Below are 17,387 nucleotides of genomic sequence, written 5' to 3' on the forward strand. Positions count from 1 at the left end.
ACAGGCCCTGCCTGCAAAACCGGCGACAGGCCAAAGCCGGCCACCTGTATCAGCGCCAGTAAACATACAGCCCGCCCTTTCCTGACCTTCACCGTCCCTGCCCCTGCTGTTACCGGCTTATCAGGTGATAATAGTCGCTTGGCTACAGCCGCGCTTATCGCAGCGACCCGGTTTAGTGTCCAACGGGCCTGTCCTTCAGGCGGTAACTGAGCTGCGCCCGGCTCATGCCCAGCATCCGCGCCGCCGCCGTAACGTTGCCGTCGCTGCGCGCCATCGCCTCGTCGATCAATAACGATTCGATGTCCGACAGAGAGGTCTCCAGGCTATCGTTGTCGCCGCAGAGAAAAGCGCTCAGGCGTGCCAGCGGCGCGTATTCGCCGACCTCCCAGGACTCGGGCATGGCGACATCCTGCTGCCCTCGCGGCGACCCGGCGCCGGCCGCGACGGGCGCCGGAGCTGGTGTTGCAGACGCCGGCGCGAAGGCGTCGTCCGCCACAGGATCCCGCCAGGACAGTCGTTCATTTTCGCCGCCAAGGGCGAGGTGGTTGATATCCAGCGCCTCGCCGTCTTCGGCGACGATCACACCGCGTTCGATCAGGTTCTGCAGCTCACGGATGTTGCCGGGAAACGGGTAGCTCAGCAGCGTATTGACCAGCCGGGTGGTAAAGCCGGTCAGGCGCCGTTCGTACTGGCGGCAGTAGTGCTGCAGGAAATGGCTCATCAGCAACGGCAGGTCCTCGCGTCTTTCCCGAAGCGGCGGCAGGTGGATCGGGAAGACGTTGAGGCGGTAGAACAGGTCCTCCCGAAAGCGTCCCGCGACGACCTCGCTGCGCAGATTCAGGTTGGTCGCGGCGACGATACGCACATCGACGCGAAGCGTCTTGCTGCCGCCGATACGCTCCAGCTCCCCTTCCTGAATCACGCGCAGTATCTTGCCCTGCGCCGACAGGCTCAGGGTCGCGATCTCGTCGAGAAACAGGGTTCCGCCGCTGGCACGCTCGAAGCGTCCCCGGCGCTGACGGTCGGCTCCGGTAAAGGCGCCTTTTTCCACCCCGAAAAGCTCCGCCTCCACGAGATTCTCCGGCAGCGTGGCGCAGTTGAGCGCGATCAGCGGCTGCTCCGCGCGGCCGCTCTGCCGGTGCAGCGCGCGGGCGAACAACTCCTTGCCGACACCCGACTCGCCGGTCAGCAATACCGTGGCATTGGTCGGCGCCACCCGTGACAGCAGGCGGGTGGCGGCAAGAAAGGCCGGCGAGCCGCCCACCATGTGGCGATGCGACGCCGTCGCACCCCGGGGCTCGGTGTACAGCGCCACCTCGGTTTCGGCGAACATATCGTCATCGGTAGCGCCCCACTCCTCCGCCGGTTTGCCGATGATGCGGCAGTGCTCCTGGCCGCAGCCTCTGCACTCCACCTCGTGAAAGACCACGTCACGGCCGAGCAGCGTGGAGGCGTAACCGCTGGCGTAGCCCAGCTGCATCCAGCATACCCCCTCGCTGCTGACGCCGTAGCTGGCCAGGTGTTGCATCGCTTCCATCGAGTCGTACCAGAGGAATTCGCCGTAGAATCGCCCCCGGGCGTTGTCGATTTCGAACTGCACCACTTCGATATCGATCACGCCCTTGAGCTTGTGCAGGCGCGGACCGGCGGAAAACAGACTCACGTCGTCCCCGTCAGGCCAGAGCGCGGTGACCTGGGCCGCGTCGCGCGCGCCGGCCTGCCAGCCCATCTGCTTGAGAAAACGCCGCGTTGCATCCATGCCCAGGCGGTCAACCAGCTCGCGTCTGATCGTGCCGAAGACGTCCGCCTGCATCAGCATCACCTGCTGGCCGGCCAGCCAGATGTCGTTGCCGGCGTCACCGATGCGAAAGCTCGCCGCCAGATCGTCGGCCGAGGGCCTGCCGCCTTCGGTGAACTGGCGTTGACTGTGGACCTTGAGCCGGGCGTTGCGCTGCCTCAGGTGAGCCAGAAACTCCGCTTTCAAGCCGGTGTCACGCTTGGGCTTCATGTCGATTTTTATCCAATCATTAACGTATTTTATTAATAAAATTCTACCACTAGGTTACAAGCAGCGCAGAACCTTTTTCACTTCCAATCGTTATCCTTTGATTTATATGGATATTTAAATTACCCATCGATCTGGCATCTCATTTGCTTAACAGCCTGTTGGATTGACTGATCCCATTCAGGGCTGGCAGGAACCCATGCTCAGGTTCAACGACGCCAGCGCCCTATAAGAAATCGCAACGGGCCTTATGTGGGGGTACACCCACAGCCCTGCCGGAGACGCCCCGGCAGACCGGCCCGGAACCCGAGAGATGCCAATGAACGTGACAACCAACGCCTACCAGAACCTCGAGCTGCAGCCCATCGCCGGCGAATGGCGCCGGGGCGGCAGCGACCGCACGCTTACGCTGACCAACCCCTACGATAACGCCAGGCTGCTGGAGATACCCCAGGCCAACCGCGCCGATCTGGACGCCGCCTTCGACAAGGCGCAGGAGGCACAGTCCGTGTGGGCCGCGCAGCCCGCGGCGGAACGCGCACAGGTGCTGCACGAGGCGGTGCGGATTTTCGACCAGCGCCGCGACGAGATCATCGACTGGCTGATCCGCGAGTCCGGCAGCACCCGGCTGAAAGCCAGCATCGAGTGGGGCGCAGCCCGCGCCATCACCCTGGAGTCCGCCAGCATGCCAAACCGTGTCCACGGCCGCATTCTGGAATCGGGCGTGCCCGGCAAGGAAAGCCGCGTCTACCGCAAGCCGCTCGGCGTGGTCGGCGTCATCAGCCCGTGGAACTTTCCGCTGCACCTGACGCAGCGTTCGGTGGCACCGGCGCTGGCGCTGGGCAATGCCGTGGTGGTCAAACCCGCCAGCGACACACCGGTTAGCGGCGGCCTGCTGCTGGCGCGCATCTTCGAAGAGGCCGGCCTGCCGGCGGGTCTGTTCAGCGTGGTGGTCGGCCAGGGATCTGAAATCGGCGATGCCTTCGTCGAGCACCCTGTCCCGGCACTGGTGTCCTTTACCGGCTCGACCGAGGTGGGCCGCAATATCGGCCGCATCGCCAGCGGCGGCAGCCACCTCAAGCACGTTGCGCTGGAGCTCGGCGGCAACAGCCCCTTCGTGGTCCTCGCCGATGCCGATCTCGAGCAGGCGGTCAACGCCGCGGTGTTCGGCAAGTTCCTGCACAACGGCCAGATCTGCATGGCGATCAACCGCATCATCGTTGAGCACCCGCTCTACGACGCCTTCTGCCAGCGCTTCGCCGCCCGGGTGCGCGAACTTGCCGTCGGTGATCCGAACCTGATGGAAACGGCCGTCGGTCCGCTGATCAATGCGCGCCAGCTAGAGGGTCTCCAGGCCAAGATCGCCCTGGCCCGCGCCGAGGGAGCCCGCACGCTGGTATCCGGGGAGGCCCGGGGCAATATCCTGCCACCGCATGTCTTTGCCGACGTAACCCCGGCGATGGATATCGCCCGCAACGAGATCTTCGGCCCGCTGGTCGGCATTCTGCGCGCAGACGACGAAGCCCATGCCCTGGCGCTTGCCAACGACTCCGATTACGGCCTCTCCAGCGCCGTTTTCACCGCCAGTGCAGAACGCGGCGCCCGCTTCGCCCGGGGCATCAGGGCCGGCATGACCCATATCAACGATATCCCGGTCAACGATGACGCCAATGCCCCCTTCGGTGGCGAGAAGAACTCCGGCATCGGGCGCTTCAATGGCGACTGGGCGATCGAGGAATTCACCACCGACCACTGGATCACGCTGCAGCACTCGCCGCGGCATTACCCCTTTTGACGGGCGGGAGACGACAACATGATGACGACAACGAAACCACAGCCCCTGCGCCAGCTACTGCTGGGTTGCGCACTGCTGCTGAGCGCGACTGCCGCTGTGGCCGAGAGCAACCGGGCCGATGGCGAGCAGGTTTACACCAGGGTCTGCGGCCACTGCCACGAAGCGGGCGTCGGCCCGGTAATCAAGGGTCGCAACCTGCCACCGAGCTACATTACCGCGATCGTGCGCCATGGCTTTCGGGCCATGCCCGCCTTCCGCTCCGCCTTCATCGACGACGCCTCGCTGCAGGCGGTCGCCGAGTACGTCGGCAACAGCCCGGCTCCCGGAAACAAGGGCAAGGGCAAGGAGTGAACCATGGATCCTAAACGTCGCTTCCTTCTCAAGGGCATGCTGGCATCCGGTGCCGGCGGCGCCCTGCTCGGCAGCGCCGGGCTCGCCCAGGCGGCGCTCGGCGCCAATCGCACCGGGCGCGTCCCGACCCTGCTGCTAAGCGGCAGTACCGAGATCGAAAACAGCTTCGGTGCCGGCGTCAGAGCCGCGCTGCCGCCGGGGGCCGATTTCCGCCCGCTGCGAGCCGGGCATGTCGATGCATTTGCCGAGGCGTGCCGGTCCCTTAGCGGCAACCGGCCCTTGCGCCTGATCGGCATGCTGGACGATGCCAGCGGCGAACTGCTGATCGCCCGGGCAAGACATGCTGGCGCCCGCGTGAGCTGGCTTGGCCTGCACGCCGTCGACAACCGCCAGACCCGGCATCAGATCGTCAATGCACCGGGCACCCGGACTGCGGTACTGGCTCTGGGCGAGCAGCTCGGAACATCCGCGGCCGGCTTCGCGCTGAAATCCGAACAGCCGTTTTCCGAGGGCCGCGATCTGTCCCTGGCAGGCCGGCGCGCCGGCGCCACGACCAGCGACTGGGCGACCCATCTCGGGCATGCGCTGGCAGAACCCGGACGGCCGGTCGACAGCGCCGCTCTTGCGGCCCGAAGCGCGCGCCTCGAAGGCCGCTTTGTCTCATTCGTAATCGAGGTTTGAAACCATGAGTCAGCAAACCAACAAGGTACTGCCCCAGGGCGTCGCAGAATCCGACTTTCGGGCGGCGCTTGAACAATTCCGCGCCCTGCTGGGCGCCGAGAACGTGCTGGTCGAGAGCGAACAGCTGGTCTCCTACACCAAGATCATGATGCCCGGGGATGTCGCCCGCAATACGCCGTCGGCAGCGGTCACCGCCACCAGCGTCGAGCAGGTACAGGGCGTGGTGCGGATCTGCAACCGGTACCGCATCCCGGTCTGGACGGTTTCCACCGGCAACAACTTCGGCTACGGCAGTGCCGCGCCGGGCCAGCGCGGCCAGATCGTGCTGGACCTCAAGAAAATGAACCGCATCCTCCATATCGACGCCGAACTCGGTACCGCACTGGTCGAGCCGGGGGTGACCTACCAGCAGCTCTACGACTACCTGCAGGAGCACGACATTCCGCTGATGCTGTCCTTCCCCGCCCCCTCGGCCATTGCCAGCCCGCTTGGCAACACCATGGACCGCGGCGTCGGCTACACGCCGTACGGCGAGCACTTCCTGATGCAGTGCGGCATGGAGCTGGTTCTGGCCAACGGCGAGATCTACCGCACCGGTATGGGCGGCGTCGAAGGCGACAACGCCTGGCAGGTGTTCAAATGGGGCTACGGCCCGACGCTGGACGGCATGTTCACCCAGGCCAATTACGGCATCTGCACCAAGCTCGGCTTCTGGCTGATGCCCAAACCGCCGGTGTCGATGCCGATCGAGATCAAGTTCGAGGAAGATACCGACATCAGCGATATCGTCGAGTTCATCCGCCCGCTGCGCCTGGCCCAGGTCATCCCCAACGCCGTGGTGATCGCCGGTGTTATCTGGGAGGCCGCGACCTGCAACACCACCCGTGCGCAATACACCACAGAGCCCGGCGCCACGCCGGACTCTATCCTCAAGCAGATCCAGAAGGACAAGAACCTCGGTGCCTGGAACGTCTACGCCTGCCTGTACGGCACCCGGGAACAGGTCGAGGTCAACCTGAACATCGTCAGGGGCGCGCTGCAGCAGCTTGGCAAAGGCAAACTGGTTACCGAGGAGGAAGCCGGCGGCACCCAGCCGTTCGACTACCGCGCCAAACTGATGACCGGCGTACCGAACCTGCAGGAATTCGGCCTCTACAACTGGCGCGGCGGTGGCGGCTCGATGTGGTTCGCGCCGGTGAGCCAGGCCCGCGGCAGCGAGTGCGACAAGCAGTATGGCCTTGCCAAGCAGATCCTCAACAAGCACGGCCTGGACTATGTCGGCGAGTTCATCGTCGGCTGGCGTGACATGCATCACGTTATCGACGTGCTGTACGACCGAACCGACGACGATGAGCGTGCGCGTGCCGAAGCCTGCTTCAACGAACTGCTGGACGAATTCGAGAAGCGCGGTTACGCGGTTTACCGCGTCAACACCCAGTTCCAGGAGCGCGTGGCGCAAAGCTACGGCACCACCAAGCGTCGCGTCGAGCACGCCCTCAAGCGGGCCCTCGACCCGAACAACATTCTGGCGCCCGGCAAGTCGGGCATCGATCTGAACAACGGCTTCGAGCTCTGACCCTCGAGGTCTGTACAAGCACTGAGTTCACGCAATAGTGTCGCCGCGATGTTCGCGTTCCGCCGCCGGGCGGCACGCGGCCTTCGCGGCCGCAATCGGGACAATAACGAATACAATGAAAACCAGAATTCTTCCCACTGCCCTGGCGGCTCTGCTGCCCCTGAGCGCCAGCGCCGGCCACTACAGTCCCGGCGTCGAGGCCCTGCGCGCCTCTGTCGTGCCGGGGCCAGGCCTTTACTACAAGGGCTACGCCGTCCACTACAGCGCCGACGAGCATTCGGCACTGCCGGCCGACAGCAAGGTCGAGGTCAATGCCATCGCCAACCGCCTGATCTGGGTGACCGACCACAAAGTCCTGGGCGGCGACGTGGCGCTGGAAACCATCATTCCGGTAATCCGCACCGATCTCAGCATCGCCGGCGGCGCCGTCGAAAGCGACGAATGGGGCCTTGGCGATATTATGCTCGGCTCCGTCCTGGGCTGGCACGGCGAACGCTGGGATACCGTCGCCGGCGTCGGCGTCTGGACCCGGACCGGACAGGACGACGAGCCCGCGGACCCGGGCCTTGGCTATACCGAAACCATGATCACCCTGGGCGGCAACCTCTACCTGAACGGGGCCCGGGACCTGGCGTTCAGCGCACTGAGCCGCTACTCGCTCGCCGATGACAGCGATATCGACGACGAATTCCTCGTCGAATGGGGACTCAGCAAACAGCTGCCGGGCGGTCTGGAGGCGGGACTCGCCGGCTACGACCGCTGGCAGGTCGAGGGCGGCGACCGGGAAAAACACGGTATTGGCGTGGCAGCGGCCTACTTCTGGCCGCAGCTCATGGCGGGACTCAATATCGCCGTCTACGACGAGTACGACGCCGAACAGGACTTCGAGGGCTACCAGCTGCGCGCTACCTTCACCAGGGTGTTCTGACCTTTCCTGAACAGAGCACAGGGACGTGCTCAACGCCGACAGCAGGCCCGCAACCGCGCAGCCCCCCCACACCAGGCACTACAGCAACGCCGGCCCACGAAAATGTCACAGGCGCCCGCTACCCTGGCCGAACACTGCATCTGCCCTTACAAGGTTGCAAAGCGCCATGAACCGTTCGCCACTGCTGGACAGCCTTCGTATTCTGGCCATAGCGCTGGTCCTGATTGCCCATATCGGGCAGCTGCTGGGCCATGCCAGCGGCGATTTCTTCGGTCTGAAGAACTTCTATTTCGTCAGTCTCGGCGGCCTCGGCGTAAGCCTGTTTCTGGTGCTCTCCGGCGCTCTCGCGGGCCTCGGCAATGCATCACGGCGCAACGGTTACCCGCATTACCTGCTGAAAAAAGTGATGCGGATATATCCGCTCTACTGGCTGTCCGTGCCGCTGGCGATGCTGGGTTACGCGCTCGGGGCCGGGCTGCTTGCGGGCGACGTACCCGAGATGTTTCCCAACGGCTTCGCCACCGACCTGCTCGGCAGCCTATCCGGGTTCTACGCCTGGATCGGCCTCTGGGGCGGTCCCTACAACCCGCCGAGCTGGTATATCTCACTGATCATGAGCCTTTACGTACTGGCGCCGGCGATGCTCTGGTTTATGAAACGCTGGCCGCACCGGACCCTGGGCGCACTGCTGGCCATCAGTCTGGCGGCGCGCTATTACGTCGGTCAGTGGGGACTGCCCTTTATGGTGCCATCCCTGTTCGAGCAGGTCGAAGGCTGGCTCTATCGTCAGTATGGATTCATGCCCGGACGCCCCGGCGACTGGTTCCCGCCCTGCCGCCTGTTCGAATTCGGTCTTGGGATTTATCTGGCGCAAAACCTGCCGCAGGCCCTGTGGTCAGGATCTCGATTGCCGTTCGGCAACGCCACGCGATTGCTCGCCGATCTGTCGTTCCCGCTGTTTCTGATCCACTACCCCTTTCTGTTTCTGGTGCCGTCGTTGATGGCGCAGGGGCTGAGCGAATGGCTCGCCATTGCGGTTTATCTGGCGCTGATCCTCGTGGCTGCATTTCAGATCAACACACTCGAACAGCGAATCAGGAGCGGCCCCCTGTTCAGTAGGCGGCAACCGCAGTCATTCCGGGCACCGGAAGCCAGGCGCTAGACTGTTAACAGAGTTGCCTGGAGGATCGACCTATGACCGCTCAGCTCCCGGCCCGTCCGCGCTGGCGGCGGGCAGGCCTGCAACTGTGCCTGATGATGCTGGCAGCTGTCAGCGCCGGCTGCAGCCTGATGCCGCAGAATGGTGATAACCGTTGCGCTACCGCGTTCGAGAAGTCCGACCGGCAGATCGCCAGCGCCGGCGCCCGGGATTCCGGTCCCACGCCCATCCCGGGATTTCGCTACCTGCGCACCGACCGTTTTCTTGCGTCCTTCCGCGATGAAGTCGATCAGGCCGCAAAGGCCGAGGCCTGGATACGACGCCTCGCCGATCTGGACCGCCGGACCCGGCGTCTCGAGCTTCGCAACGCCGGACTCCAGAGCCAGCAGTACAACCTCGACGCATGTCGAGAGCAACTGGTCGACGAGTTGCTGCGCTCGGAGGCGCAACTGGCACAGCTAAGCCATCGGGTACGGGTACCGGATGATTACGTAACCGCCTGGCAAATCCTGGGACTGGCGCCGTTGACAGCGCTGCCTGTTTCGGCGCGCATCGCCCTCTGGCATCGGGAAACCAGGACAGCATTCGCCACCGCATCGGCAGCCATGCCGAGCCGTAAACCTCTGTTACGCTGGTATAGCGGCAAGGAACCGGGCCCAAACCGGTCTGCGCTGCCACGCGACGCCCTCGGTATTCCCTTTATCGATGGCGCCGCGCTGGATGCGCTGTTCGAACGCCATGCGCCGGTGTGGGAGGTGGAGCAGAATGATGACAACGACCGCATCGGCACTGCGGTCTGGCACGGGCGGGCGCAGGTCGATCCCGCCACCGCCACGGAATACAGGCGCCTGTCCTTTACCCGGTACGGCGGCCAGACTCTCCTGCAGCTCAATTATATTGTCTGGTTTCGAAGTCGCCCCGGGAACGATATCTACGCCGGCAATATCGACGGCCTGACATGGCGTGTGACGCTGGGGCCTGAGGGCGCGCCACTGCTCTATGACAGCATTCACAACTGCGGCTGCTATCATCTTTTCTTCCCGACGCCCCGCATACGCAGGCGACCAAGTCTGGCGCCCGGCGAACCCCCACTGGTACTGCCGTCGGTACCGGGCAACGGGACTCTGGTGGTGCGTCTCGACAGCGGCCGTCACTTTATCCGGGGGCTCTACAGGACTGGCGGCACCGTCCCTCACCTGCCGCTGGCAACGGCCAGTTACGACCGCTTGCGCAGCCTACCGGCGGATCCATCCGGGCCACGCAGCTTCTTCGGAGTTCATGGCATCGTTGCCGGCAGCGAACGGCCGGAACGTTTTCTCCTCTGGCCAATGGGCGTACGGTCGCCAGGCGCGATGCGCCAATGGGGTCATCACGCCACTGCCTTCGTCGGCCGGCGTCATTTCGACGACCCTTTCCTGATCGAGCGCCTTTTCGAAGAGGTGAAGAGGTAAAGCAATTGAACTGAGCCGCCCCGGCTGCCGACTCCTGTGCCAACCGGGCCCGTTCGTCGACATTTCCTGAGCCCCGGGCTCGGCCCTGAGGTTCCGACACGCAAACCAGACGCAAGAGCAAGAGCAAGAGCAAGAGCAAGAGCAAGAGCAAGAGGCAAGAGGCAAGAGGCAAGAACCGATCCGAGCCTCCTGACCCAAGCTTCCAAAAATGACAAAGGGCCCGGAAAACGGGCCCTGGATGGCTAGGGTCGACAGCGTTGCCCTCCCATCGGCAAATCGCGCTTACCGTTGAATCAACAGCATGTCGACGCCAACCGAGTTAACCGGCACAGAGGTGATCGGCGTGTCGTCATAGAGGTAACCGACCAGGTACAGCGGGCCCACTTCATCACCCTTCACGAGCGGGCCATAGGTAGAGTCGAGAAGCGTAGCAACATCCGGCGCGTAGAACACAGCGTCGAGATCGTCGTAACCGTCCGGGTTCAAGGTATGGAGCTCTTCGCCCGTCGCCGGATCGATCGCGCAGCTGGCGGCGCCGAGGTCGCTGGACGGATCGCCACGATCGGCAATGCTGTAGCTGTGCACGCCTGGAGCCGTGCAGTCGGTACCCGCAGCGTCGGTGCACAGCTGCAGGGTATCGACATCGATATCGGCAACGTCTACACCGTTACCGAAGATGGTGACCGGCAAGCCGCCTTTCTTTTTCTGGTTGAAGGCATTGGGGTCGCTGCAGAACTTGATATCGATGTCCACCTCCGCAACATCAGCTGTATCGACTCGAAAGTACGCCGCACCGCCACCGAAGGGGCTGACGGTGACGTTGAGGCCGATTGAGTGGTCGCCCCCGGCCAGCGGATAGACACGGGAACTCGAAGCCGGGTCCGGCAGGCAGACTTCCGGGTCGCTACCGCAATTGCCACCTACCGGCACGAGCGGAGTCAAGCCGAGCGAAACGTTGTGGTCAAAGACCTCGAACTGGTCACCGTAGTCGAATGCGTCGGTTACCGTCAGGGTGCCGCCGCCGAAGGGCAGCGTGAAGGTCCATTCCGGCGGGTCAACAAGGTACACCGAATTGCCGCCGCTGCTCGGGACGCAGGTTACACAGGGGCCTACGGAACCGGCAGCCCCAAACGAGAACTCGAGCCAGGGGCCGTTGATCTGGGTATCGATCGGGCCAATGAAGGCCGGGCCCGCTATGGCCGCACCGGCGGCGGCGCCGTCCACACCGTTAGCCGAGTCATCTGCCTGCGCCGCCAGCGGCAGCCCGAGTGCAACCAGGGTGGAGAGACAAAGTATCTTTCGCGACATAAGAAGCTCCTAGATGCGCCACGGCATCCTGTTTTTTATTTATCGACTGGACCGGGGCAATCTCGGATAGCTTCGCGGGCAGGAGTTTGGGGTGAACCGTGCATCCTTGCCACTTCACACTACAGGCCGTGAGTTTGTCCCTCGGAAAACAAGAATAGTTTGATATTTCCCGATCGCAAGCCTGAAAAATTTACAAAGCCGAAATTTCAAAAAATACTGTTCTTTAAGAATACGTCTGGAACGATTCCTCAGGCGCCCCGCTCATCTCACAATGTATAAGAACTGGTCCAATCATCTAAAAAAAGCTATAGAAAGTAAATCTAACTAATTGATATATATAGCTTTAATAAAGCCACCACCGTTTTCCCTATCTACTTCAATCCCTTATACGCCCTGAGCGGCACCTACTTTATCGGTAGAGCTCACTTTCATTCAGCTGTCGATGTATTGAGTAGATAAAGATCTAATCATCATGTCGCTTTTAAGCAACAGCTGCCTGTCAAAGTATTTATGTCGCTTTTTGCCAACACTTACCCTGAGATAATAAACCGTCATATCCGCTCTAACCCCGAATCCGGAAAACCAGGTATTGCTTTTTCACACGCCGGATAAAACGAAAGACAATCACAAGACATTCCCATTGAACCGCATGGCTATCGACGATAACCATTTACACCGCCGGGACCACTTTTCAGAACGGCCGTAACCCGCTAAGATCGGCCGATCCTGAACGCTTCGTAATCATGGAAAGGGCCCCCCACCCCGCCAGCGCCTCCCGCCGTAGTCACCCGCTATGACTCCGCCTGTCACCAAGGCGGGGGGTCAGTCCGACACAATTTTCCATAAACAGGTTCATAACAGCATGACACTGGCATTTCTGGCCATTCTGGCCGGGCTCGGGCTCCTTGTCTGGAGCGCCGACCGCTTCGTCGAAGGTGCGGCCTGCACCGCGCGTTATTTCGGGATGCCGCCGCTGCTGATCGGTATGGTCATCATCGGCTTCGGTACCTCTGCGCCGGAGATGGTGGTCTCGGCGCTGGCCGCCTCCCAGGGCAATCCCGGCATCGCGCTGGGCAACGCCTACGGCTCGAACATCACCAATATCGCGCTGATACTGGGCCTGACGGCACTGATCAGCCCCATCGCCGTCCACTCCCAGGTGCTGCGCCGGGAGCTGCCAATCCTGGTGCTGGTCACGGCCTTCGCCGCCTGGCAGCTGCTTGACGGCGAGCTGAGCCGACTCGATGCACTGGCGCTATTGGGCGTTTTCGCCGGTCTGATGGTCTGGACGCTCCGGCAGGGCATGCAGCGCACCAGGGATACCCTGGCCCAGGAAATGGATCGGGAGCTACCGAGTCACGGGATGCCGCTTGGGCGCGCGCTGTTCTGGCTCGGTCTCGGACTGGCGCTGCTGATCCTGAGCTCCCGCGTACTGGTCTGGGGTGCGGTGGAAGTCGCGCGAGGTTTCGGTGTCAGCGACCTGATCATCGGCCTGACCATCGTCGCGGTCGGCACCTCGCTGCCGGAACTGGCATCGTCGATCATCGCCACGCGCAAGGGCGAGCACGATATTGCGCTGGGCAACGTGCTCGGTTCGAATCTGTTCAATACCCTGGCCGTCGTCGGCATCGCTGGCCTGATCAGTCCAATGGCGGTCAGCCCCGAAGTACTCGAGCGCGACGTCCTGGTGATGGCGGCGCTGACCCTGGCGCTGGCGGTTATCGGTGTCGGCTTCAGGGGCGCCGGCCGCATCAACCGCGTCGAGGGCGGCGTGCTGCTGCTATGTTTCGCAGGCTATACCGCCTACCTGCTCGGCACCCAGTTCTGAGAAAGAGTGTATTCACCACTATTCAGAGCCAGAATAGCGGGCCGATGAATAAACCCCAAAGGCATGACGCAAACTGTCTCTGTCTACTCGACGTTTTGCTTGAATCATTTAAAATACGAAATGGTTGCCAGCAATCAAAGCAAGACAGGATGGCGTCGGAACGGATGACCGGTCTGCGTCCTTTAGGGTCTTCCAGGCTTCTTTTTTTACCACTTCCGATATTACCAACTTTTCTACAACCCATTGCCGAACTTCCGATTTTTCTCACTATATGCCCTTGATTGTCCGGCAAGGCAAGGCGATTCATAGAGACAACCTGTCTCTACTCTAGGAATTTTTCCTAAAACCGTTCCAGACCGATACTTTTCAATTGCCTTATGGTATAAATATCCAGCGATTTTAGCTGGAGAGCAGAAGGCATCATTCAGGTAACCAGGCTCTATCGGCTGATACCGTCCCTGGTTAACCCCTATACGGTCTACTAAATATCACATTCGTTATAGAAAACGTAAAAAAATATAAACAAAAGAAGTTGATCTGAAATAACATGAATATGCTTACACGGCCGTCGATGCCTGAAACAATCGACAAGGCCATTGCCATCGAAACCTCTCATATTAAACGTTACAGAAAATGGTCTTTGCGATTTCGTACATTTGCTCCCGAGCTCGCGGTCATACTGCAGGCTCAGGCAGACGAAATGGAAGAGCATAGGGAATTGCTAACGCAATATGCCGGCAAATCGATGTATGAGACTGTAGCGTTTCATGAAGCCAACAGAGAAGATGACACCATCAGCGACCGTCATTTTTTCATCGTCGATACCAGGTCAGCAAAAGACGCTCTGGCGAAAGCGATTGTGCTAAAGAAGGAAGCTCGTGACTTCTATAAGGAATGCACGATAAACGAGCTTGGCGATTCAAGCCTGATAAATCTTTATAGCAACCTCTTTACCTCCAAGGAAATCCATACCCAGATACTGGTTGAGGCGAAAGATCGCTTCCGCGCAAGAGGCTGCAGCACCGAACAGGCTGAGGCGCTGGGATAACCGTCTGATTTCAGGGTTTATCCGAACCTGTACGTTCTCACACCCTGCCTCTAAGGAAATGCGTATGTCCCGAACCTGGATGACTGGCAGAAGGCGCTACAAGCGCTTTCTCCTGATGCTGGTGATGATGGCGCAGTTTCCCGTGATCACCCATGCTGAGGACAGTCTGGTCTGTAGTCATTCCGTTTGCATCGGTGACAGCATAGAAACACTGGTCAGGTCTGCCGGGCGCCCACACCACGTAGAACGTAAATTGGAGTGTCTCGGCTCACCCTGTAAACAAATGGGATTTCTCGAGCAATGGACCTACCTGCGCGAGAACAGCCGATTTACGGTAGAACTCTTCAATGACCGTGTCACGTCGATCTTGCGCGAGACCGCACTGTAACGATCAGACATAGCGGGCGCGCGTGGAGCAGAGTGCCCCTCGCCCAGTCCATTCTCGATAAAACAATGCCGCACCCTTGCCGGCAGCGAACGGCTTCACGGCGGGGCCTTGCAAAGCCCTGCTAAACTTACTTCCTGTCTGCGGTTCCGCGTTACAGGAGGACGGGGTGATGCAGGACCCATGGAGCCAGCTGTCGATCTCGTCACGCCATGCGCTGCAGTGGGCTGCGGCGATGGCCCGCTACCGGGCCGAGCGCAGCGGTGGCGACCCGGAGTCGTCGGCGGTCGATGCGTTCGATCTGCTGGTCGGGATGCTGCTCGAACACCCCTTGGACGCCGAGCCGCTGGTGCTGCTGCAGCATTTCCAGCTGGTGCCGGGCCAGCTGCTTCCGCCGGACTATCCCCGCCCCGCTCTCGAAACACTGGAACGCCATCTGGACGGGGTCTGGCCCGACAGCCAGCCGCCGCTGGAGCAGGACGTCCAGATGATCGTGCAACAGGGCACCGAACTCGGGCTCTCCACCGGCAACCCGGACGTGGCGGAGATGCGCGCCCTCTTCGCCGCAATGCTGGAATCCTCCAACCCGGTGGCCTCGGCCATTGGCGAGCTGCTGTCGCAGCGCAAGAGCAGTCTGAGCGAAATCGCCCGCTCGCTGCGCGAGTTTATCGAGGGGGCGACCGGCACGGATAGCTACGGCGAATTCCTGCGCCAGCGTCATCCCTTCGTGGCGCAGCCTGTCGATATACCGAACTACAAGGCCGACCACGGCATGCAGATCGAGGCGACGGACGATCGTGTCGATATCCGCGCCGAGGTCGATGCCTTTGCCTATCTGCTGGCGTCCCGTGGACTGAATCCGCCGCTGGCGGTGGGGCTCTTCGGCGACTGGGGGTCGGGCAAGTCGTTTTTCATGGAGTCGCTGTGCAATCGCATCGACGCTCTGACCGCCGACCCCGCCATTGCCGACCGGCCACAGCGCAAGGTGCCGTTCTGGAAGCGCATTATTCAGATCCGCTTCAATGCCTGGCACTACGTCGAGGGCGAGCTCTGGGCCAGCCTGGTCGATCATATCTTCAACCAGCTGCGGCTGCGCGACGAGCCGGAGGACCTGGTGCAGCAGCGGCGGCGCCACTGGCTGGAAAAACTCGACCACGTGCGGGCGCGCATGATCCGCCTCGAAGCCCAGCGCAGCGAGGCCGAGCGCGAACTGAAGGCAAAACAGCAGCAGGCCGAGCTGCTGCGGCGCCAGCGCGATTCCGAGCAGGCGAATCTGGAACGGCTGCGTCATCGCGCCACCGCGGATATTCTGATCAGCGACAGCCTTTCGCAGGTCAAGCAGGCGCTGGCGCCCTACTGTCTGTCACTGGGCGTGCCCACCGCCGACGAGGTCTACCGCAAGTTCGACGAGGCCCGCAGCGAGCTGGGCCGGGCCCATACGCTGCTTGGACTGATGTGGCGCGACTCCGACCATCGCGCCTTGCTGATCACGGCGCTGATCGGCGTACCGGCGCTGGTCTGGGTGCTGTCGCTGCTCGATTTCCCGGCGGTCACCACCGCCTTCGGCGGCCTCGCCGCAACGGCGGCGGCGGCGCTGAAGGTGCTGGACCGCGCCACCGTGCTGACCCGCAGCCGCCTCGACCGGCTGGAGCAGGTGCGCGGACAGGTCCGGGGCGAAGTCGAGCGGGAACAGGCGGCTATCAACAGCCGGATCAAGGCCGCGGAACACAGCATCGAGCAGGCCGACGGCTGGCTGAAGAAAGTGCTGGACGAACAGCAAAGCCTCGCCGACGAGCTCGAGTCGCTTCAGCAAGCACTGGCGCAGGAAACTCCCACCCGGGTGCTGAATGACTTCGTCGCCGAACGCGTCGGTTCGGGCGACTACCGCAAGCATCTGGGAATTCCGGCGCTGATCCAGCGCGATTTCGAGCAGCTGTCGCGGCTGGTGGCACGGCAAAACGATGAAATCCTCGCCGACGACAGCGGCATCCTCGAGCGTGAGGCCCAGTGTTTCAACCGCATTATCCTCTACATCGACGATCTCGATCGCTGCCCGGATGACCGGGTTATCGAGGTACTGCAGGCTGTTCACCTGATGCTGGCGTTCAAGCTGTTCGTGGTCGTGGTGGCGGTGGACTCGCGCTGGCTGCGACACGCACTGACCAAGCATTTCAAGGCACTGACGGGTAACCAGGCGGGGAAGCGTCATGCCACGCCGGACGACTATCTCGAGAAAATTTTCCAGATTCCCTTCTGGATACAGCCGATTGGCGAAACCGCCCGGCGCAACATTATCCAGGGCCTGCTGCGCGATCACCTGCAGGCCGCCGACGGTGACGGCGACGACAGCCGCAGTGGTGACAAGCCGACGCCGGGAGACGCGCAGTTACAGGCGCTGAAGCTGCTGGATCCGGCCAGCGCACCGCCCGCGCCGGCAGCTGCGGCGCTGTCGATCACCGCGCAGGAACTGAAGTTTCTGGATCAGCTTGCGCCGCTGCTCGGCGAAACCCCGCGCTCGACCAAGCGTTTCGTCAATCTGTATCAGCTGGTCCGCATCATCTACCGCCTGGATCCGCAACAGCCATCCCCGGCTTTGCCGCCGGAGCACGAACTGCTGGCGCTGGTGCTGGCGCTTGGCGAGGGACTGCCCGACCTCGGGCCCCGGGTGCTCGAGGCGGCGCGCGCTACCACCGACCAGACGCCGCTTCACATTCTGATCGACGGTATACGGACACAGGCCGGCGCAGACGAACTCGAACGGCTGGAACTATGGCTGGCGTCGCGCGACGACTGGCGGCAGATACCGGCCAGCCGGATCGCCGACGCCCTGCAGAAGGTCGACCGCTTCCTGTTCCGAATCGAGGGCAATTGA

The 17,387-nt window shown here is 62.1% G+C and carries 13 protein-coding genes; 11 read left to right on the plus strand and 2 right to left on the minus strand.

The genetic code is table 11. The annotated features are described in order from the left end of the window. Nucleotides 1-172: 172 nt before the first annotated feature. On the minus strand, nt 173-2,008 hold the full coding sequence (locus tag IEX85_RS19950) for a sigma-54-dependent Fis family transcriptional regulator (RefSeq protein ID WP_188862388.1): 1,836 nt from the start codon (nt 2,006-2,008) through the stop codon (nt 173-175). Between the two features lie 316 nt (nt 2,009-2,324). Here IEX85_RS19950 and IEX85_RS19955 point away from each other — a divergent pair, with 316 nt between their 5' ends. From IEX85_RS19955 to IEX85_RS19985, 7 genes are all read left to right on the plus strand, one after another. Further along, the gene (locus IEX85_RS19955) at nt 2,325-3,800 is read left to right on the plus strand and encodes an aldehyde dehydrogenase family protein (RefSeq protein ID WP_229722025.1); all 1,476 of its coding nucleotides are present in this window, start codon (nt 2,325-2,327) and stop codon (nt 3,798-3,800) included. Between the two features lie 18 nt (nt 3,801-3,818). Beyond that, the gene (locus IEX85_RS19960) at nt 3,819-4,151 is read left to right on the plus strand and encodes a c-type cytochrome (RefSeq protein WP_229722026.1); all 333 of its coding nucleotides are present in this window, start codon (nt 3,819-3,821) and stop codon (nt 4,149-4,151) included. A gap of 3 nt (nt 4,152-4,154) precedes the next feature. Next, nucleotides 4,155-4,832 (plus strand): hypothetical protein, encoded by a 678-nt coding sequence (locus tag IEX85_RS19965; protein ID WP_188862389.1) that lies wholly within the window; start codon nt 4,155-4,157, stop codon nt 4,830-4,832. A gap of 4 nt (nt 4,833-4,836) precedes the next feature. Continuing rightward, entirely contained in the window at nt 4,837-6,408 is a 1,572-nt protein-coding gene (locus IEX85_RS19970; protein WP_188862390.1) for an FAD-binding oxidoreductase, read from the plus strand. Between the two features lie 115 nt (nt 6,409-6,523). After that, nucleotides 6,524-7,336 carry a SphA family protein gene (locus tag IEX85_RS19975; RefSeq protein ID WP_188862391.1) on the plus strand — a complete coding sequence of 271 codons (813 nt, stop codon included), beginning with the start codon at nt 6,524-6,526 and terminating at the stop codon, nt 7,334-7,336. Nucleotides 7,337-7,502: 166 nt separating this feature from the next. Next, nucleotides 7,503-8,498 carry an acyltransferase family protein gene (locus tag IEX85_RS19980; protein ID WP_188862392.1) on the plus strand — a complete coding sequence of 332 codons (996 nt, stop codon included), beginning with the start codon at nt 7,503-7,505 and terminating at the stop codon, nt 8,496-8,498. Nucleotides 8,499-8,530: 32 nt separating this feature from the next. Continuing rightward, nucleotides 8,531-9,946 (plus strand): hypothetical protein, encoded by a 1,416-nt coding sequence (locus IEX85_RS19985; RefSeq protein ID WP_188862393.1) that lies wholly within the window; start codon nt 8,531-8,533, stop codon nt 9,944-9,946. 282 nt (nt 9,947-10,228) lie between these two features. On the opposite strand, the gene IEX85_RS19990 is transcribed toward IEX85_RS19985, so the two are convergent. Beyond that, a complete protein-coding gene (locus tag IEX85_RS19990) occupies nt 10,229-11,254 on the minus strand; it encodes a hypothetical protein (RefSeq protein WP_188862394.1) in 1,026 nt (341 codons plus the stop codon). 862 nt (nt 11,255-12,116) lie between these two features. On the opposite strand from IEX85_RS19990, the gene IEX85_RS19995 reads away from it, so the two are divergent. From IEX85_RS19995 to IEX85_RS20010, 4 genes are all read left to right on the plus strand, one after another. Further along, on the plus strand, nt 12,117-13,082 hold the full coding sequence (locus IEX85_RS19995; protein WP_188862395.1) for a calcium/sodium antiporter: 966 nt from the start codon (nt 12,117-12,119) through the stop codon (nt 13,080-13,082). Between the two features lie 547 nt (nt 13,083-13,629). Continuing rightward, nucleotides 13,630-14,130 carry a ferritin family protein gene (locus tag IEX85_RS20000; protein ID WP_188862396.1) on the plus strand — a complete coding sequence of 167 codons (501 nt, stop codon included), beginning with the start codon at nt 13,630-13,632 and terminating at the stop codon, nt 14,128-14,130. Between the two features lie 64 nt (nt 14,131-14,194). Continuing rightward, complete coding sequence (locus IEX85_RS20005; RefSeq protein ID WP_188862397.1) at nt 14,195-14,518, plus strand: hypothetical protein; 324 nt, start codon at nt 14,195-14,197, stop codon at nt 14,516-14,518. A 169-nt stretch (nt 14,519-14,687) separates the two neighbouring features. After that, complete coding sequence (locus IEX85_RS20010) at nt 14,688-17,387, plus strand: P-loop NTPase fold protein (protein WP_188862398.1); 2,700 nt, start codon at nt 14,688-14,690, stop codon at nt 17,385-17,387.

Origin of the sequence: Marinobacterium nitratireducens (genome assembly GCF_014645375.1) — a bacterium.
Taxonomy (GTDB): domain Bacteria; phylum Pseudomonadota; class Gammaproteobacteria; order Pseudomonadales; family Balneatricaceae; genus Marinobacterium_A; species Marinobacterium_A nitratireducens.